This window comes from Weizmannia sp. FSL W8-0676, assembly GCF_038593015.1.
Taxonomy (GTDB): domain Bacteria; phylum Bacillota; class Bacilli; order Bacillales; family Bacillaceae_C; genus Weizmannia; species Weizmannia coagulans.
This window is the reverse complement of sequence record NZ_CP151954.1, coordinates 1300127-1319847: the sequence shown is the minus strand read 5'-3', so window position 1 is coordinate 1319847 and position 19721 is coordinate 1300127. Positions and strand designations below refer to the sequence as shown.

General features: G+C 49.2%; 17 protein-coding genes. All 17 read right to left on the bottom strand.

Translation table 11 applies throughout. The features are described from left to right. Positions 1-13: 13 nt before the first annotated feature. Complete coding sequence (rny, locus tag NST20_RS06365; RefSeq protein ID WP_118499371.1) at positions 14-1576, bottom strand: ribonuclease Y; 1563 nt, start codon at positions 1574-1576, stop codon at positions 14-16. 474 nt (positions 1577-2050) lie between these two features. Further along, complete coding sequence (recA, locus tag NST20_RS06360) at positions 2051-3118, bottom strand: recombinase RecA (RefSeq protein WP_019721123.1); 1068 nt, start codon at positions 3116-3118, stop codon at positions 2051-2053. Positions 3119-3386: 268 nt separating this feature from the next. Further along, positions 3387-4619 (bottom strand): competence/damage-inducible protein A, encoded by a 1233-nt coding sequence (locus tag NST20_RS06355; RefSeq protein WP_342400274.1) that lies wholly within the window; start codon positions 4617-4619, stop codon positions 3387-3389. A gap of 171 nt (positions 4620-4790) precedes the next feature. Further along, positions 4791-5369, bottom strand: a complete 579-nt coding sequence (gene pgsA, locus NST20_RS06350) for a CDP-diacylglycerol--glycerol-3-phosphate 3-phosphatidyltransferase (RefSeq protein ID WP_019721121.1) — start codon at positions 5367-5369, stop codon at positions 4791-4793. Positions 5370-5424: 55 nt separating this feature from the next. Next, positions 5425-6330 carry a RodZ family helix-turn-helix domain-containing protein gene (locus tag NST20_RS06345; RefSeq protein ID WP_195850471.1) on the bottom strand — a complete coding sequence of 302 codons (906 nt, stop codon included), beginning with the start codon at positions 6328-6330 and terminating at the stop codon, positions 5425-5427. A gap of 16 nt (positions 6331-6346) precedes the next feature. Beyond that, positions 6347-7138: a DUF3388 domain-containing protein gene (locus NST20_RS06340; protein ID WP_017554614.1), complete on the bottom strand. Its 792-nt coding sequence runs from the start codon at positions 7136-7138 to the stop codon at positions 6347-6349. A 191-nt stretch (positions 7139-7329) separates the two neighbouring features. Further along, positions 7330-7590 (bottom strand): DUF3243 domain-containing protein, encoded by a 261-nt coding sequence (locus NST20_RS06335; RefSeq protein WP_013859159.1) that lies wholly within the window; start codon positions 7588-7590, stop codon positions 7330-7332. Between the two features lie 196 nt (positions 7591-7786). Next, positions 7787-8509 carry an SDR family oxidoreductase gene (locus NST20_RS06330; RefSeq protein WP_328013938.1) on the bottom strand — a complete coding sequence of 241 codons (723 nt, stop codon included), beginning with the start codon at positions 8507-8509 and terminating at the stop codon, positions 7787-7789. Between the two features lie 37 nt (positions 8510-8546). After that, complete coding sequence (locus NST20_RS06325) at positions 8547-9833, bottom strand: pitrilysin family protein (protein ID WP_342400273.1); 1287 nt, start codon at positions 9831-9833, stop codon at positions 8547-8549. Beyond that, positions 9834-11108, bottom strand: a complete 1275-nt coding sequence (locus NST20_RS06320; protein WP_013859156.1) for a pitrilysin family protein — start codon at positions 11106-11108, stop codon at positions 9834-9836. A 184-nt stretch (positions 11109-11292) separates the two neighbouring features. After that, on the bottom strand, positions 11293-12252 hold the full coding sequence (locus NST20_RS06315) for an ABC transporter permease (protein ID WP_029141544.1): 960 nt from the start codon (positions 12250-12252) through the stop codon (positions 11293-11295). A gap of 1 nt (position 12253) precedes the next feature. Further along, positions 12254-13297: an ABC transporter permease gene (locus NST20_RS06310; RefSeq protein ID WP_342400272.1), complete on the bottom strand. Its 1044-nt coding sequence runs from the start codon at positions 13295-13297 to the stop codon at positions 12254-12256. Beyond that, positions 13290-14825, bottom strand: coding sequence for an ABC transporter ATP-binding protein (locus NST20_RS06305; protein ID WP_029141546.1), 1536 nt, complete (start codon positions 14823-14825; stop codon positions 13290-13292). The genes NST20_RS06310 and NST20_RS06305 overlap by 8 nt, the downstream gene beginning before the upstream one ends. A 167-nt stretch (positions 14826-14992) precedes the next feature. Beyond that, positions 14993-16057 carry a BMP family ABC transporter substrate-binding protein gene (locus NST20_RS06300; RefSeq protein ID WP_342400271.1) on the bottom strand — a complete coding sequence of 355 codons (1065 nt, stop codon included), beginning with the start codon at positions 16055-16057 and terminating at the stop codon, positions 14993-14995. Positions 16058-16253: 196 nt separating this feature from the next. Further along, a complete protein-coding gene (locus tag NST20_RS06295; RefSeq protein WP_029141548.1) occupies positions 16254-18605 on the bottom strand; it encodes a DNA translocase FtsK in 2352 nt (783 codons plus the stop codon). A 121-nt stretch (positions 18606-18726) separates the two neighbouring features. Continuing rightward, the gene (locus NST20_RS06290; protein ID WP_013859150.1) at positions 18727-18942 is read right to left on the bottom strand and encodes a YlzJ-like family protein; all 216 of its coding nucleotides are present in this window, start codon (positions 18940-18942) and stop codon (positions 18727-18729) included. Then, entirely contained in the window at positions 18939-19676 is a 738-nt protein-coding gene (locus NST20_RS06285) for a ClpP family protease (RefSeq protein ID WP_013859149.1), read from the bottom strand. Before NST20_RS06285 ends, NST20_RS06290 begins: the two co-directional genes overlap by 4 nt. Positions 19677-19721: the final 45 nt, after the last annotated feature.

The window sequence follows — 19721 nt, the reverse complement described above, 5'->3', positions numbered from 1 at the left end:
AACACGTCACCGCTTATTTTGCATATTCAACAGCCCGCGTTTCCCGAATGACCGTTACTTTAATATGGCCCGGATAATCCAGCTCATTTTCAATTTTTTTGCGGATATCACGTGCCAGGCGGTGGGCTTCCAGGTCGTCGATCTGTTCCGGTTTCACCATAATGCGTACTTCTCTCCCCGCCTGGATAGCGAACGATTTTTCAACGCCTTCATACGATTCGGCGATTTCCTCCAGCTTTTCAAGCCGCCTGATGTAATGTTCAAGCGTTTCGCTGCGCGCCCCAGGCCGTGCAGCGGATAAAGCATCAGCGGCAGCGACAAGCACCGCGATAATAGAGGTCGGTTCCGTATCGCCATGGTGGGAAGCAATACTGTTAATGACCACCGGATGTTCCTTGTATTTGGTTGCGAGTTCGACGCCAATTTGCACATGGCTTCCTTCTACTTCATGGTCTACCGCTTTTCCGATATCATGAAGCAGGCCGGCACGGCGGGCAAGGATTTCATCTTCCCCGAGTTCGGCAGCCAGCAATCCGGAAAGGAATGCGACTTCTATCGAGTGCTTGAGGACATTTTGCCCGTAGCTCGTGCGGAATTTTAACCGGCCAAGAATTTTGATTAAGTCCGGATGAAGGCCATGGACACCGACTTCAAAAGTGGTTTGTTCCCCCACTTCGCGTATATGTTCATCCACTTCCCGCCTTGCTTTTTCAACCATTTCTTCAATGCGGGCCGGATGGATGCGGCCGTCTTGAACCAGTTTTTCCAGTGCAATGCGTGCCGTTTCCCGGCGCACCGGATCGAATCCCGAAAGAATCACCGCTTCCGGCGTATCATCGATGATCAGGTCAATCCCGGTCAGCGTTTCAAGCGTCCGGATATTGCGCCCTTCCCTTCCGATGATGCGGCCTTTCATTTCATCATTCGGCAAATTGACAACCGATACCGTTGTTTCAGCAACATGCTCGGCTGCACACCGCTGAATGGCTAGCGAAAGAATGCTTTTCGCCTTTTTGTCGGCTTCTTCTTTTGCCCTTGTTTCCGCTTCCTTTACCTTAACGGCAATGTCATGGGAAAGCTCGTTTTCCAGTTTTTCAATAATGATGGCTTTCGCCTGTTCGCGATTGAGGCCCGAGATTCTTTCCAGCTCAGACTCCTGCTCGTTAACCATCTCCTCCAATTTGCTTTCCATCTCTTCAATATGTTGTTGTCTCAGGTTTAAAGAATCCTCTTTCTTTTTAAGCATCGATTCACGCTTATCGAGCGATTCATCTTTGCGGTCGAGGTTCTCTTCCTTTTGCAATAAGCGGTTTTCCTGTCTTTGCAATTCATTTCTTCGTTCACGCAATTCCCGTTCCATATCCGTACGAAGTTTATGATTTTCATCCTTCGCTTCAAGCAGGGCTTCTTTTTTCAGGCGGTCAGCTTCGCGTTTTGCTTCATCGACGATCTGATCCGCCGCATTTTTCGCCCCTGCAATTTTTGCTTCATAAATTGATCTCCGGATGAAATAGCCAACAACTACACCGACGATAAGGACAAGCAAAAGGGAGATGATCCATATGAGAGACTCCATCAATCTCACCTCCTCTTGCTATGAACTTCTTCCACGTTAAAAAATGTCGGCTGTTACATTAATCCTTAGGTTTACAGTATACAGCGCCTGGCTTAAAAAGTAAAACGTCGATCCCGGGGCAATCCCCTCCGGTGTATAGGCATGAAAACATCATGCGTTTCGTCCCGGTCCGGCTGAAGACAAGGATGTTCTGTCAGCCGTACGCGGAAAAGCTGCCGGATTAAAAACCGGCTCCCTTCCGGAAACTTCCGGGAGGGTTTGCTTTCCGTACAGGAGAAAGTCGTTTTTAGAAAAATAAAATATACATATTAATTTTAAAGGTGGGAATTTTTATTGTCAAGTGAAGCGGAAAGATTGCCATCGTAATTTGTGTTGATCCCTTTCAGCCATGCAGCTTTTGCGGCGCAAAAAAGCCCGGTGGAAAAGGACGGCAAAAAGCGCCTGGATGCGGTCAGCATTTCAGGCGCTTATAGGTTACTCCAAATTCAATTCTTCCTGTCCTTCCACAGCTTCCTTTTCATCTGCAGCTTTTTCGTTTTCATGGGAACCGGCATCTTCCGCCAGGTCGTAATGTTCCCGGATTTTTGCGGCAATCTCGTTTTTCAAATCCGCATTTTCCTTTAAAAACTGTTTCGCATTTTCACGCCCCTGGCCGAGCCGCTCGCCGTTATAAGCATACCAGGCCCCGCTTTTTTGGATGATGTCAAGGTCGCTTCCCATATCGACGATCTCGCCTTCTTTTGAGATCCCTTCGCCGTACATAATATCCACTTCTGCCGTTTTAAACGGAGGCGCTACTTTGTTTTTGACAACCTTGATTTTCGTTTTGTTGCCGACAATGTCACTCCCTTGTTTGATCTGTTCGGCGCGGCGCACTTCAAGGCGCACGGACGAGTAAAATTTGAGCGCGCGTCCGCCCGGTGTGACTTCAGGATTGCCGAACATCACGCCGACTTTTTCCCGGATCTGGTTAATGAAAATCGCAATCGTGTTTGATTTGTTGATCGCGCCCGATAATTTCCGCAGCGCCTGGGACATCAGCCGTGCCTGGAGGCCGACATGGGAATCGCCCATTTCTCCTTCAATTTCCGCTCGCGGCACAAGCGCAGCAACAGAGTCAACGACAATAATGTCCACTGCGCCGCTGCGGACGAGCGCTTCTGCAATTTCCAGCGCCTGTTCGCCCGTATCCGGCTGGGACAGGAGCAGTTCATCAATGTTGACACCGAGCTTTTGGGCATAAACCGGGTCAAGTGCGTGTTCCGCATCAATAAAGGCAGCCTGTCCGCCCTGTGCCTGGACTTCCGCAATCGCATGCAGGGCAACCGTTGTTTTACCGGAACTTTCAGGGCCGTATATTTCAATGACGCGGCCGCGCGGGTAGCCGCCGACACCAAGGGCAATATCAAGCGCAAGCGAACCGGTCGGGATCGTGGAGACAACCCGGTCGGTCTGCTCGCCCAGCCGCATAATGGAACCCTTGCCAAATTGCTTTTCTATTTGTTTCAGAGCCTGGTCTAAGGCTTGTTGACGATCATTCACAAAATTTCCTCCTTTTATTCATCACGGACTCTTGAAAGCAATAAATCTATATCTATACTATACCCGTTTTTTCCGTGTTTGCCAAGCAAAATGTCGAACGCCTATTCGTCTCTTTTTTGCAAAAATCCGGCAAAAAAATGGGGTTTTTCCCCTGCAAAAATGGAAATTTCCCCGGCAAAAAGGGCCGAAAATTGAATTTTTGGCAAACAAATTTTTTTCGTAAAAAGGCCGCTTCCGCCATTTGCAATGAGCAGAAGCGGCTTTCGGACTAAAGCAGTTTCAGCAAATGCCAGCAGCCGTATTTCACCGATCTCGTGCGGACGTTGTTCCGGGATCCGGAAAGTTCCAACAGATAGGCGGCCGTTTCTTTCCCTTTTATGGCAATGCCGATCCACACGGTTCCCGGCGGATGGCCTTCAAGGGAGTCCGGGCCGGCCACACCTGTAAAACTGATGCCAATGTCGGCATCCATGATGCTGCGGATATTTTCCGCCAGTTCTTTTGCACACTGGCTGCTGACGGCGCCGTACTTGTCAAGTGTTTCTTTTTTCACTTTGGCAAGCTTCATCTTCGCTTCGTTCGAATAGACAACAACGCCGCCTTTCAGCATCGTGCTGACACCCTGGATGGACGCCATTTCCGCTGCAAATTTGCCGGCAGTCAGGCTTTCCGCGCAGGCCAGCGTCAGCTGTTTTTCTGAAAGTTTTTCAAACAGGGCCTCCATTAACGTCGTATCGTTATAACCGTAAAAATACGATCCGGCAATTTGCAAAATCTCTTTTTCCACTTGATCGATCATTTGGTTCGCCGTTGCCACCGACTGGTGTTTCGCCGTAATCCTGAGTGTCACTTCCCCTTCTTTCGCAAGCGGAGCAACAGTCGGATTGCTCTGGGTTTCCAATATTTGGCGGATTTCTGTTTCCAGTTGGGATTCGCCGATCCCGAAGAAACGGAGAACGCGCGATTCGATTTTTTCGATCGTTTCCAGTTCATCCTGGATCGCGGGACTGGCATAATGGATAAACATCGGTTCCAGTTCATGCGGCGGGCCGGGGAGCAGCATGTAATAGTGGTTTCGGCTTTTGGCCAGCATGCCCGGCGCCATGCCGTGGTCATTCGGAAACACTTTCGAGCCTTCAATGACAAGCGCCTGCTTTTTGTTGTTTTCCGTCATTTTTCGTTTTGTACGGATAAAAAACTGTTCGATGGAACGCATGGCATCTTCGTCTGTGACCAGTTTTTTTCCGATATGCGATGCAATCGTTTCTTTTGTTAAATCATCCTTTGTCGGACCGAGCCCGCCAGTAAAAATCAATAAATCGGCGCGGCCCTCCGCTGTACGAATTGCCGCTTCGAGCCGCTCTGCGTTATCGCCGACAACGGTCTGATAGTACACATCCACGCCGATTTCTGCCAATTGCGCAGCAATAAATGTGGCGTTTGTATTGGTGATCTGGCCAAGCAAAAGTTCCGAACCGACTGCAATTATTTCGGCATTCACTTTCCATTCCTCCCTCTCTTTTAAAGCAAAAAACGAACACATGGCGGCGCCAATCCAGAAGACCCGAAATCCGCCCCGCAATGCCGCCTTTTCCCGGAAATCCTGCGGCCCGTGCCGGGTTAGCATCAGCGCCGGCGGGCAAAAAAGCAGTGAGAGGCTCTCACTGCTTGGTTATTTCGAGCGGGCAAATACGCCCCGGTTTAAATAGAAATAATCAGCGCCTGACCAGATGGTAAAGATGAGCGCCACCCACAAAGCGACCAGATCCATGCGGAATGAGAGTGCCGAAAACGGGAAGTTATGCAACAGCAATAAAAGGATGGCAATGATTTGCGTCCATGTTTTGATTTTTCCAAGCATATTGGCTGCTGCAACTTCCCCGCCCTCTGCCAAAATTAGCCGCAAACCCGTCACGGCAAACTCGCGGGCAATGATCACGACAACAATCCATGCCGGCGCCAGCTTGAGCCCGACGAGCAAAATAAACGCCGTTGAAACAAGCAGTTTGTCCGCAAGCGGATCGAGGAATTTCCCGAAGTTGGTAACGAGATTGTATTTGCGGGCATAATGGCCGTCGATCCAGTCTGTCATGGATGCAACTGCAAAAATCACCGCACCGGCAAAATGGGTGACCGGAATTTCGGCTCCCAGCCATTCAAAGGTGCCCCAATCGAACGGCACCGCCATGATGAGTAAAAAAACAGGGATTAAACATACGCGTGATACAGTAATTTTATTCGGCAAATTCACTGGATTTTCCTCCAACTGTCCATATATTTTCCAAAGAAAAAGCCTTAAACAAGGCTTATTCCGTTTGTGGGCCGTTAAACTGGATGATCATATCCTGGCGTACTTCTTTGGATGCCGGAATATGGTATTTTAGTTCTTTGCCATTGATATACACTTCCGTATTGACGGTGTTTCCGATCGTAATCGTGACTTGTTTTTGTTTTGACAGATCCGCTGTCCGGCTGTCCCCATCATTCAGCAATTGTTGAAAGTTGGTTGAACCGTCGCTGTTTTTCACCTGTACCCATGATCGGCCGCCGTTTGCTTTCAGTTCAAGTTTGAACTGGCTGGTGCCGGCCAGTTTATAGGTGGTCGTGTACCCGCTTGAAGACACGGTTTCCAGTTTTTGGGCTGTTTTCTTCGTTTCCGATGCCGGTTTTTTTGGCGTTTTCGCCGCATTTTTTTCGGAAGAGCTGCCGGTATTTCTGCCGGATGACACCTTTTCAGCCGATTTTATGCTTTCTTTTTGCACGCTTACATTGCCGGAAGCCCCGCTGTTTAATTTTTCCTTCGTGTTGTGGCCGGCAAGCTTATATACAACAAACCAAAGCAAAAATAAAATCGCGATGATGGCGGCGACGACAAGAATCCTCGGCAGCACGTTCATCATCTTGACGGTATCCGGTGCAGCCCTTTTGTTGGACATCTGCACCCGCGAAAGTTGCTCAGGAAATTCTTCCTGTTCCGTACGGGGGATGTCGCTTTCATACTCTTCAAATAAAGTTTCCGGGTCAAGCCCGACTGCCTCGGCATACTGCTTAATAAATGCCCGGACGTAAAATTTTCCAGGCATTGAATCATAATTTCCTTCTTCAATGTTTTTCAAATATCTTTTTTGGATCTTGGTCATCTCCTGCAAATCATCCAGGCTGATGCCCTTTTCTTTCCTCGCTTCTTTTAAACGATTCCCTAATTCCGTCATAGTAACACCTGCCAATCTAGTAATCAAATCCTCCAAATCCGCCTTGAAACATCCGGTTTTGCTGGAGCAAGTCGTATGTAATTTCCTGTGACGGGTCTTCTCTCAACTCAATAATGTAATCAAAATCATCGAGCGTGTATTCCGAACGCTGCACGAAAATATCCGGGTGTTCCACCACTTTTACAGCCGGGAGCCGCATGATTTCACGGATCATCTGCCAGTGCCGTTCGTTTCCCCTCTCAGCGGATACGATGCCATCCAGGATAAAAATATTGTTTGGATTATATTCATCCTCAATCAGGCTGCTTCTCACCGTCTGTTTGATCATCGTGGAGGAAAGAAAAATCCACTTTTTATTGGCACACACGCTTGCCGCCACAATTGACTCTGTTTTTCCGACGCGCGGCATCCCGCGAATGCCAATCAGCTTATGGCCTTCCTGTTTAAAATGCTCGGCCATAAAATCGACCAGAATCCCGAGATCATCGCGCACAAAGCGGAATGTTTTCCGGTCGTCATGATCGCGCTGGATATACCTTCCGTGCCGGACCGCAAGTCTGTCCCTGAGCTTGGATTCCCTGATTTTCGTTACTTTTATCGTTTCCACTGTTTGCAATATCGATTCGAGCCGGCCGATCTGTTCTTCATTTTTGACAAGCAGCAGCAAGCCCCGTTTTTTATGGTCAACGCCGTTAATGCTTCTGATATTGATCGCTAACATGCCCAAGAGGGAGGAAACATCACCCAAAAGCCCCGGCCGGTTGATCGTGATTTCATATTCCAAGTACCACTCTTTCCTGTCATCCACTCAAAACCCCTCCCGAAATCCGGATCCCAACGAACATATCTAGGTTATATGATATATGATTTTTCAGCAATAAGGAAGTGAAAGCTCTAAAAATCGTGAATTTTGTCGGGACATGAAAAAAACCGGCGGCATCACCAAACAGCCGGCTTTTAAAAAGCCGCCAATTGTTATTGTGATGCGCCGGTATTTCTTTATGACTGGGTACCGTTATTTTGAACGAGTTTTACCATTACATTGGCAATGGCTTGCTGCTCTTCCTGCGATGCCACTGACCATAAATCGGCAAGAACGCGTTCCTGTTCATTTTTCGGATCTACTTGTGCGGCCAAATAATCGCCGACCTGCTCAGCAAGTTTGTTAATCGTTTCCTGGGGCATCCCCTGTTGCTTTGCCTGGTTGAGGCGGTCCCCCAAAAAGTTTTTCCATTGGTCCCAGTTTTCAAATACGTTCATGTCACAGTCTCCTTTCAAGTTGTTCAACCTTAGTTTGTGACCTGGCTTGGAAGGCTATGCATGGAAAATGGAACCCGTGCTTCTTTCAAGGCACCGGCCGGGCGGAACGGTGTTGCGGTTGGCAAATTTGCCCGTTTTTTGGTTAACCCGCGTGAAAAAACAATGCGGATTCCTTTGCATCTTTTGCCGGGCGGGGCTACATATACCAGCCCCCGTTGACGCCAATCGTCTGGCCGGTGATGTAAATGCTTTTTCCCGAGAGCAGGAAAGAAACTGCGCCGGCAATTTCTTCCGGTTTGGCAAGCCGGCCAAGCGGGATGTCCGCTTCGAGATCTGAAATTTCTTCCGGCGCAAACCTGGCAAGCATGTTGGTGCCAACCGCCCCGGGTGCGACTGCATTCACGCGTACGCCGCTTCTTGCCGTTTCTTTGGCGAGCGCTTTTACAAATGCGATCTGTGCGCCTTTCATCGCCGAATATACGGCCTCGCACGCCGCGCCTGCCTGCCCCCAGATTGAACTGACAAGCACAATGTGCGAAACCTCATTTTGCCGCAATTTGGGCAACAGCTGCCTGATAATCAGAAGCGGCGCCTTTACATGAATCCGGTAAAGCTTGTCAATGGCTTCGTCATCGATATCCGAAAATAGCCCGTAATGGGAAATGCCGGCCGCATGGATGATCGCATCGAGATGAAAAACATTTTCTACTATCGTTTTCACGGTGCCGTCTGTTGTGAGGTCGGCGCGGATCGGGATCGCTTCCGCCCCGAATTGCCGGCAGATGGAAAGCAGTTCTTTGATCGCCGCTTCATTTTGGTGGTAATGCAAATACAGATTCCATCCTTCTTTTGCCAGCATTTCAGCTGTGGCCTTTCCGATTCCGCCGCTCGCACCCGTAATCAACGCAAACTTTTTCAATTTTCTCCCCCATTTAAAAACCCGGGGCTGCCCCGGGTTATTTCGGTAAAACCTGGCAAACGGTAAACCGTTCTTCATCAAAAAAAGCTTCCGCCGTTTCCAGCACATCGCTGAACCGGATTTGTTCAAGCACAGGGACGACGTCAAATAAATTCATATCATTAAACGCGTATCTTGTAAACTGGTTGGCGATAAATTCAGGTGAATTCAGCTGGCGCAGAAATCCCCCGATCTTTTTCTTTTTCGTCCGTTCAAGCGCTTCTTCTGCCAACCCTTTTCCTTCTTTTGCCCCAACCATCACCTCTTTCAGCCGCTTTGCCAAAAGATCCGGATCTTTCGTATCCCCTCCGACCATCGCAAATCCGAATCCCTGCTCCTGGGAATAGTCAAAAGAAAAACTGGTGTCGATCAGGCCGTCATTGTACAACGCATTGTACGCATCTGAACTGCGGCCGAACAGCATGTCAAGGAGAAGATTGACCACCAGTTCGTTCTTTTGCATTTCAGCGCCGCGCTGGCTCGTATGAAGCGCCTTTACGCCAACAAGGCATTTTGGTATCTGCACATTCATATGCAATTTTTGCTCTTTTTCGGCCGCCTGTGCCGGTTCTTCCGGAAAACGCCTTTTAATCTCCGGTGCTTTTTCGTACTTTTTCTTCGCCTGGTTTTCTCTCATAAAAGAAAGCACCTCATCCGGCGATACATTTCCGACGGCAAACAGCAGCATATTGCTCGGATGATAAAATGTATGGTAACACTCGTATAATTGCGCTGCGGTGATTTTTGCGATCGAGTCAACCGTGCCGGCAATGTCAATTTTTACCGGGTGGTTTGCATATAAATTTTCAATCAGGCCGTAATACAGCCGCCAGTCCGGGTTGTCATTGTACATCATGATTTCCTGGCCGATAATCCCCTTTTCTTTTTCAACCGTCTGTGCGGTAAAATACGGCGTTTGCACCATATCCACCAGCGTTTCCAGGTTTTTCATCACCTGATCGGTGCTTGAAAACAGGTAGGCCGTCCGGTTAAAACTCGTGAAAGCATTGGCCGATGCGCCCTGCCGGCTGAATTGCTGAAACACATCCCCGTCTTCTTTTTCAAACATTTTATGTTCAAGAAAATGGGCAATGCCATCCGGGACCCGCACAAAATCGCTTTTCCCAAGCGGGACAAACGTGTTGTCAACTGAACCGTATTTTGTCGTAAACGTAACAAATGTTTTGTTAAACCCGCGCTTCGGGAGCACATATACTTTTAATCCGTTATCAAGTGTTTCACCGTAAAGCGTTTCGCCAAGCTGACTGAATTGTTGGGTTTCCATTTATTTCCCCTCCATTCCGGACAAGAAGTAGATCGTATCGGGTTCAATTTTTGCGGCCACTTTCACAATTTCCCCTTTTTCGACTGCCTTGATTTCCCTTATCCAATCTTCCACGCCGGTTTCGGTGCCGGCAATGACGTTATGGTACAAAATTTCAACGAGGCCGCGGGATGTATCCGTTGACTCAAGCAGCTGGTTGCGGATAACGGCTTTCGTTTGCCCGATTTCCTGTTCGCTGAAATCCCCGTTTTTCATTGCTTCCAGCTGTTTTTCAATAATGGAGACGGCCTTGTCAAAATTCGCGGATTCAATGCCGCTCATCACCATCATCAGCCCTTTATGGCTCTCGATCTGGCTCGCGACATAATAGCAAAGGCTTTCTTTCTCCCGTACATTCAGGAAAAGCTTGGAGTGGGAAAAACCGCCGAAAATGCCGTTAAACATCTGAAGCGGAAAATAATCGCTGTCCCCGAACGTAATATTGGTGCGGTAGCCGATATTGAGCTTGCCCTGGCGGATATCCTGGGATTCCTTGATTTTTTTGACGCCGGAGACCTTTTGGAGCGTTCTTGAGGCAGCCCGTTTCGGCTCGCGGTCCGGAAAACGCAGGCATTCGCAAATGGCCGCAAGCCGGTCTTCATCGACATCGCCCGTCACAAACAAGTCCAGTTCATCTTCCCGGATCGCTTTTTGATAATATTGATAAAGCGAAGCGGGCGTGATGGCGTCCACATCATCAAGAACGCCGTTTGCCTGCAGTGCGTACGGCTCTTCTTTGCACATTTCTTCAATCAGCCGCATGCTTGCATACCGCATTTTATCATCGTATACAGACTGGATCCGCTGTTTCAGCACCCGTTTTTCCTTCTCCACCGTTTGGCTGTCAAACTGCCCGCCGTCTGCATGCGGGTTCAGCAAAACTTCCGCCAAAAATTCAACTCCCCGCTGGAGCAGCGGTTCTGCATCCTGCAAAAATTTTTCGTTCGCAATTTCAATCGTAAAGGTCAGAATATGGTATTCCCCTTTTTTGGCCGTATCGACATAAAAATGAGCGCCGTACAAATCATCGAGATACGCCCTTAATTTTGCGGTCGTCTTCAATCGCCCCGTGCTGCTTTGAAGAACATTCGGGAGCAGGGCCCGCAGCGTAACCGTGTCTTTTTCAAGTGGCGCTTTCATTTTCCATACAAGCGTATTCGTTTTGTATTTGTCCGTTTTGATGGTATGTAGTGTGTACCCTTTCATTTTGCGAACCGTCTCTTTTGAAATGGCCATATGGATCCTCCTTTTTCAACGAGCTTCGTGCCAATAGTAAAAGTATGCCTGACTGCGGGGTTGTTTAACCTGTAAATGCATTAATTTTACTATACAGGGGAGACAGGTGTCCCGGCAAGTTTTACGGCACATAAAAAGAACCGGCACCAGACGGGGAAAGCAGCCTGATGCCGGATGGAATAAATTAGCGTTCACCCTTGATATAAGGGACACCGTCCGCTTTCGGGGCTTCCGCACGCCCGATGAACCCGGCAAGTGCCAGAATGGTCAGGACATACGGCGCAATGAGCAAATAAACGTTCGGAATTTCTTTCAAATACGGAATGCTGTTGCCGACGATGCTGAGGCTCTGCGCAAATCCGAAAAATAAAGCGGCCCCCATCGCGCCAAGCGGATTCCATTTGCCGAAAATCATCGCAGCGAGCGCCATATACCCTTGCCCTGAAATCGTCGAGGAACTGAAATTCAGGGTGATCGACTGCGCGTACACGGCCCCGCCGATCCCGCCGAATACACCGGATAAAAAGACGGCAAAGTAACGCATTTTTACAACATTGATGCCCATCGTATCGGCCGCCATCGGATGTTCCCCGACCGAGCGGAGGCGCAGGCCGAACGGCGTTTTATAAAGGATAAACCAGACGAGAATCGCAATCAGGATGGCGATGTATGAAGGGTATGTGATCCCCTGGAAAAACAGTTTGCCGATCCCGGGAATATGGCTGAGGCCGGGAACATCCACCTGTTGGAAATATTCGCTGATCGTATTGGTCTGGCCTTTTCCGTAAATGTTTTTGATGAGAAACATGGCGACGCCGAGCGCAAGAAAGTTGATCGCGACGCCGCTGACTGTCTGGTCGGCGCGGAAAGAAATGGATGCAGCCGCATGGATCAGGGCAAATAATCCGCCGACAAGCATCGCCACCAGCACCGCGATCCACGGCGTCCAGGCGCCTAGGGCATGCGAAAACGTTAAGTTAAAGACAATCGATATAAAAGCCCCCATGATCATTAGCCCTTCAAGGCCGATGTTCACCACGCCGGAACGTTCGGAGAAAACGCCTCCCAAAGCAGTAAAAATAAGTGGCGCTGCAGATAGTAAAGATGCCGAAATCATGATTTCCAAAGCGGTCATAAAATGCATTTTATTTCGCCTCCCTTTTCAAACGGGCCAGAGACCATTTGATGATATAGCCGGATGCGACAAAAAGAATAATCAAAGCAATGACAATGTTGACCAGCTCATTCGGCACATTGGCATCGACCGGCATGTTCAGCGAGCCGACTTTTAAAGCGCCGAATAAAACAGCTGCGATCAAAACGCCGGGCGCCGTATTCCCGCCGAGCAGTGCCACCGCAATGCCGTCAAACCCGATGCCGGAGAAAGAAGATTGCAAAAAGGCAAAGCCGTAATTCCCGAGCCCCTCCATTGCGCCGCCGAGCCCGGCAAAAGCGCCGGAGATGGCCATGGAAAGGATAATGCTGCGATTCACACTCATGCCGGCGTATTCGGATGCGCTCTGGTTAAACCCGACCGATTTCAGTTCAAAGCCGAGCGTGGTCTTTTCAATGATAAACCACATCACCACAACAGCAACCAAAGCAAGGTAAATGCCATTGTGCAAAGTGGAAAAGTCGGTAATCTTCTGAAAAAAAGGAGACGAAAGGGATGCCGAATGATGAATATGCGGTGTCGTATCCTGCTGCTTTGAAAGCACATTCCGGATTAAATAGTTGGATGTGTGCAGCGCAATATAATTCATCATAATGGTCACAATGACTTCATGCACCCTGAGCCGCGCTTTCAAAAGGCCGGGAATGAATCCCCAAAATGCCCCGGCGCAGCAGGCGGCAAGTATTGCGAGCGGCAAGTGGATTACTTTTGGCAGATCAAAAGCAACGCCGACCCAGACAGCCGCAATCCATCCGACGATCAGCTGGCCTTCAGCCCCGATATTAAACAACCCGGTCCGGAATGCAAATGCAATCGCAAGCCCCGCAAAAATATAAGGCGTTGCAAGCCGCAGCGTTTCGCCAACGTAAAAAACCTGGCCGAAAGCGCCGTTCCAGAGTGCAATATATCCATTCACCGGGTTATAGCCGCTGACAAGCATAATCAATGCGCCTGCCAAAAGGCCGAGAATGACAGACACGACAGGGATCAGAAGGTTCAATGTTCGGTTAGACATTGGTTTGTTCACCTTCCCTTTCTTTTTTGGAACCGGCCATCAAGAGCCCAAGCTCCTGTTCTGTCGTCTGCTTCGGATCGACAATATCAATGATGGCTCCTTCGTAGATGACGGCAATCCGGTCACTTAAGTTCATAATTTCATCCAGTTCAAACGATACAAGCAGGACAGCCTTTCCGTGGTCCCGCTGTTCAATCAGCCGCCTGTGGATAAACTCAATTGCCCCGACATCAAGCCCGCGGGTCGGCTGTGCCGCAATCAAAAGATCCGGATCGCGGTCCACTTCACGCCCGATGATCGCTTTCTGCTGGTTTCCCCCTGAGAGCGCCCGCGCTTTTGTAAATTCGCTCGGGGTGCGCACATCGAATTCTGCAATGATCGATTTTGCCTTTTTATAAATTTCTTTGTAATTTAAGATGCCGTTACGGGACATCGGCTTTTTGTAATACGTTTGCAGCACCATGTTTTCCCCGATCGTATAATCGAGTACAAGCCCGTATTTATGCCTGTCCTCGGGAATATGGGCGACGCCCGCTTCCGTTACTTTGCGCGGCCTTAAGTTCGTAATGTTTTTGCCGTTCAGGCGGACTGTGCCGCTGTCCGCTTTTCTGAGCCCTGTAATCGCTTCAATCAGCTCTGACTGCCCATTACCGTCCACACCGGCAATGCCGACAATTTCACCGGCTCTGACGGTTAAATCCAGCCCTCTGACCGCTTCCACCCCGCGTGAATCTTTCACATGCAGTTGCTCGATTTCAAGCACATTTTGCCCCGGGTGGCCCTCCGTTTTTTCCGTCTTGAAAAGAACATCCCGCCCGACCATTAAATGGGCGAGTTCCTGCGGGTTTGTATCTTGGACATTAAGCGTCCCGATGCCCTTCCCTTTGCGGATGACGGTGACCCGGTCGCATACTTCCATAATTTCTTTCAATTTATGGGTAATTAAAATGATGGATTTTCCTTCCCGGATTAGCGTCTTCATAATGCCGATCAGTTCATGGATCTCCTGCGGCGTAAGCACGGCCGTCGGTTCGTCAAAAATAAGGATTTCTGCGCCCCGGTACAGCGTTTTTAAAATTTCCACCCGCTGCTGCATGCCGACGGAAATATCTGAAATTTTCGCTTGCGGATCCACATCCAGCCCGTAACGGTCGGAAATTTCCCGGACTTGCTGTTCCGCTTTTTTGACATCGATGGTAACGGATTTTTTCGGTTCCTTGCCGAGTATAATATTTTCAGTCACCGTAAACTTATCAATGAGCATAAAATGCTGATGAACCATGCCGATGCCGAGATCATTTGCCACATTCGGATCTGTAATGTTCACTTTCTGGCCGTTTACACGGATTTCTCCCTTTTCCGGCTGATACAGCCCGAAAAGTACATTCATTAACGTCGACTTTCCGGCGCCGTTTTCTCCAAGCAGCGCGTGGATTTCTCCTTTTTTTACCTGCAGGGTGATGTCATCGTTCGCAACAATTCCCGGAAATTCTTTGCGAATATGGAGCATTTCAATTACGTAATCCACCCTTTATCACTCCTTACCATTGGGGTCTAAAGAAAGCAATCGTCATGGCGTCTTCAGACGGCAGCTTCGGGGAATCCGCCCTGCCTTTGTGGATGGCTAAAATTGTTTCATTTTTTAAACATTTTTAACACGGGACCGGCAAAAACCAGTCCCGTGAGATGGATCGATTATTTTAATTTTGACGGAATGTTTACTTTCCCGTTTATGATCTTTTGTTTCCAGTCTTTCACGGCCGATTTCATTTCAGGCGTTAAATTGTCCTGTGTCGGCGCAATCCCGATGGCATCTTCTTTCAAGCCGTAAACAATGTTTTTCCCGCCCGGGAATTTGCCGTCTTTCGCTTTGGTCGATAAATCGATGACTGCCTTATCAACCCGTTTGACCATTGAAGTCAGTGTTACATTGTATTCCTTTCCTTTAACCGTTACCTTTCCTTCATCTGCCTGGTCGCGGTCCACACCGATGACCCAGACGTTTTTGTTTGGATCATTCTGTTTAATATTTTTCGCTTCTGTAAAGACGCCTTTCCCGCTGCCGCCGGCTGCATGGTAAATCACGTCGATGCCGGATTTATACATTGCTGAAGCCATCGACTGCCCTTTGCTTGCATCATCAAACGAGCCGACATACTGGATTTGCACATTTGCTTTCGGATTAGCAGCTTTGACGCCCGCACGGAACCCGGCTGCGAATTTATTGATCAAATCGCTGTCTGTCCCGCCGATAAATCCGATTTTATTGGTTTTTGTCGCCATACCTGCCACGACCCCGACAAGGAAGGAACCTTCTTGTTCTTTAAACGTAATGCTCGCCACATTTTTCTTTCCGGTAATGACATCGTCAATGATTGCGAAATTGGTATTTTTACGCTGATCCGCAATTTTTTCAATGGCCGGCTTCAGCTTGTAGCCGACACCGTAAACGAGGTCAAACTGTTTCCGGACGGCCGTGTTCAGATTCGTTGTGTAATCTGCATCCGATTTGGATTGCAGATAGTCAAAGCCGCCTTTGCCTTTTGACAAGTGATTGTCCTTCCCGAACTGCTGCAAGCCTTCCCATGCCGACTGGTTAAAAGAACGATCGTCAATTCCGCCCGTATCGGTTACGAGTGCAACGGTAAACTTGTCCTTACCTTTGCTGCCGGAATTGTCGCTCTTTGTGCCGCATGCGCCGAGAAGCGTCCCTGCTGCCAGGACAGCGGCAAGAGCCAAACCAAATTTACGCTTTTTCACTTTTGTTCCCCCCGGGAAAGTTATTTTTGGATAACGGCTTTTCAAAAGAAACCGAATCCAGCTTACCGTCATAAATATATCATTTTTTAATTGCGAAAGAAACATAAATTTATATTTTTGTCGAAAATAGTAAAAACTGCGCGCACCGCGGCGTTTTGCGGCCGCTGCGGTGCGCGCAGGCTTTTTCTTTGGCGTACTACGAGCTCTGTTCTTCCGACGGTTTCGGGATCAAAACCGCACGCGGCTTGCTGCCTTCATACGGCCCGACAACCCCTCTTGCTTCCATTGCATCAATTAGCCGCGCCGCCCTTGTATAGCCAATCCGGAAACGGCGCTGCAACATGGAGACGGAAGCAGTCTGCATTTCCGAGATTAAGAGAACTGCTTCATCATATAATTCGTCGTCGAAATCCGGCTGGTCCTGGGGCTCTTCCGGAATCATCTCTTCCTGGTACTGGGCTTTTTGCTGGGAAATGACGAAATCAACGACTTCTTCCACTTCTTCATCGGAAAGATAAGCGCCCTGGACGCGGACCGGTTTGGAAGCCCCGACCGGCAAAAACAGCATGTCCCCCCGGCCAAGCAGTTTTTCCGCGCCGCCCGTATCCAAAATCGTTCTCGAGTCAGTCGCCGAAGATACGGCAAAAGCGATTCTTGACGGGATGTTGGCTTTAATGACACCGGTAATGACATCAACGGACGGCCGCTGCGTGGCAATGATCAGATGAATGCCTGCCGCCCGCGCCATTTGCGACAGCCGCGTAATGGAATCTTCCACATCGCCGCTTGCCACCATCATTAAATCGGCAAGCTCATCAATAATGACAACGATATAAGGCAAAAGCGGCTGCTTGTCCCCTGTTTCGATATTGCTTTTTTTAATATGGTCGTTGTATCCTTCGATATTGCGCGTGCCGGTATGGGAAAAAAGCTCATACCTCCGTTCCATCTCATTCACGACTTTTTTCAGCGCCTGGGAAGCTTTTTTCGGATTGGTCACAACCGGCGCAAGCAAATGCGGGACACCGTTATAAACATTCAATTCGACCATTTTCGGGTCAATCATCATCATTTTCACTTCATGCGGTTTGGCGCGCATTAAGATGCTCGTAATGATGCCGTTAATGCACACGCTTTTCCCGCTCCCCGTTGCACCGGCCACAAGCAGGTGGGGCATCTTATTCAGCTCCGCGAGCACTGCCTGCCCTGTAATATCCCGGCCAAGCCCGATCTGCAGTTTTGCCTGCGGGTTATTTTCCTTTCCTTCGAGCACTTCCCTGAGCGATACGACCGCGATTTCCTTATTCGGGACTTCGATGCCGATCGCTGATTTCCCCGGGATCGGCGCTTCCATCCGGATATCTTTCGCCGCCAGCGCAAGGGCAATGTCGTCACTTAAACTGACAATCTTGCTGACTTTCACGCCGACATCGGGGTGCACTTCGTATTTTGTAACGGCAGGCCCTAAATGCACCTGTGTCACACGTGCCTTGACCCCGAAGCTTTGGAAAGTCCGTTCGAGTTTTGCCGCATTGGCATGGATCGCTTTATATTCGCTGCTCTGGTCCGCTGCCCGCGGCCTTTTTAACAGCGTCAGGGGCGGCAATTGATAATCTTCATTTTCATATTCCGTAAACTGGATCGGAGGCGTATGGTCCTCTTCCGCTTCTGTATCCGGCGTTTCCGGCTGCGCCTCTTCCGCTTGCGGAGCCGCGCCGGCATATTGCTCCGTAAAGCTGGAAATAATCGGGGGAGGCGTTTCCCCGCTTGCCGGCCCGGCATCCCCGTCATGGCCTTCCCCATCTGCGGAGGCGGATTGCGGCTGCAACGGCGCTTTCTGCCGTTTCTTTTCCTGTTTTTCTTTTTTGGCTTCCCGCCATGCCCCAAACTCTGTTTTCATCTGGTTCCATTGCTTTTTTAAAAACAGCCAGAGCCCTTCCAGTGCCTTATCCACATACGGGCTTACGGGCTTGCCCGTTAAAAGCATCAGGGCGATGAGCGCGAGTAAAACGCAAATGATTTTCGTACCCGCCGAGTCAAATAAAAAATGGGAAGCCGCATATAAAACCGCACCTGCCATGCCGCCGCCGATCTGCGTGTTGAAAATATTGCCGTGCACATCCCCCCCGAGCACAAGCTTCCACCAGATCTGCTCCTCCTGATGCCAGATCCTGATCGTATTGACGACCGCACTGTTGCCGGACAGTTCATGCGCTTTTGCCAATGACCCGATAAGCCGCTCATGGCAGTAAAGGAGGGCGCTCGCAAATAAAAGATAAAATCCGGTCATGCGGACAGTGAAAAATGCAGGCCATGCCCGTTTGATCATGAGAAACACGCTGAGCACGACCAGAGAGGCAACCGCAACCCAGTACAGCCGGCCGAAGAAAAACCGGAAGAACAGAATCAGGGTTGTGCCCGTTTTGCCGATATGGTAAAGGGTAAAAATGCTGAGCGTAAGCAGGATAATACCGAGCAACTCAAACTTTAAATCTATCTTAATTTGTTCAGCAGCTTTTTTTCTTCTGCGCCGCTTTTTTTTCGCCATATAACCACCTTCGATAGTGAAAACGTATTTTTCAGCTTTGCCTGCCGGAACGGGATGCAAGAAAGCAGCCTGTGTGGCTGCTTGTTTTAACATATTATAGCATATTTGCGGCCCGGGTGGTTTACGGCCCGAAATGGCGGATCACATTTCCGGGTGCAAGCTCCGGGTTCAGATAGTCAAAAGGATTGGAGCTGAGAATACGGGTAATCCGGTATCCTTCATCAAGCTGCTCCGCCAGTACCGGCACGCCTTTTACGTTTAACATTTCAATTTTATTCCAGGCGTTTGCATCTTCAGGAAAAATCAGCTCCTGCGGCATCATCGTGTAGAGAATCATTGGATCAGCCCCTCTTTCCCTTTTTCATCCCGGTATTTTTCAATGAGGCTGTTTAATTTGCCAAGCGCTTTGCCAATCCCGCCCACTTCATCAATCAGACCGTACTCAACGGCTTCTTGGCCAACAATATTGGTGCCGATATCCCTTGTCAAATTCCCTTTCGCAAACATTAAGTCTTTAAAAACCTCTTCTTCTACATGCGAATGCCGTGTCACAAACTTGATCACCCGTTCCTGCATTTTATCCAGATATTCAAATGTTTGCGGGACGCCAATGACAAGGCCTGTGAGCCGGATCGGGTGAATCGTCATCGTCGCGGTTTCAGCAATAAAGGAATACGAACAGGATACAGCGATCGGCACGCCGATAGAATGCCCCCCGCCGAGCACAATCGAAACAGTGGGTTTGGAAAGGGATGCAAGCATTTCGGAAATGGCAAGCCCGGCTTCCACATCCCCTCCGACCGTGTTCAGAATGACGAGCACCCCTTCAATTTTCGGATTTTGTTCAATCGCGACAAGCTGGGGGATCATATGCTCATACTTTGTCGTTTTATTTTGGGGCGGCAGCTGCAGATGCCCTTCAATCTGGCCGACGATGGCCAGGCAGTGGATATTGGAGTCCTGCGCGAGCTGCGGCACATTTGTCTGGCCGAGCTGCTGGATTTTCTCTACAAGCGCGGATGCCGCATTTCCTTCTTTCGGTTCTTCTTTATTCGGTTGCTGGTCGCTCATTTTTCTAAAACCCCTTTTGCCTGTAATGTAAGGGCTTAACGCCTT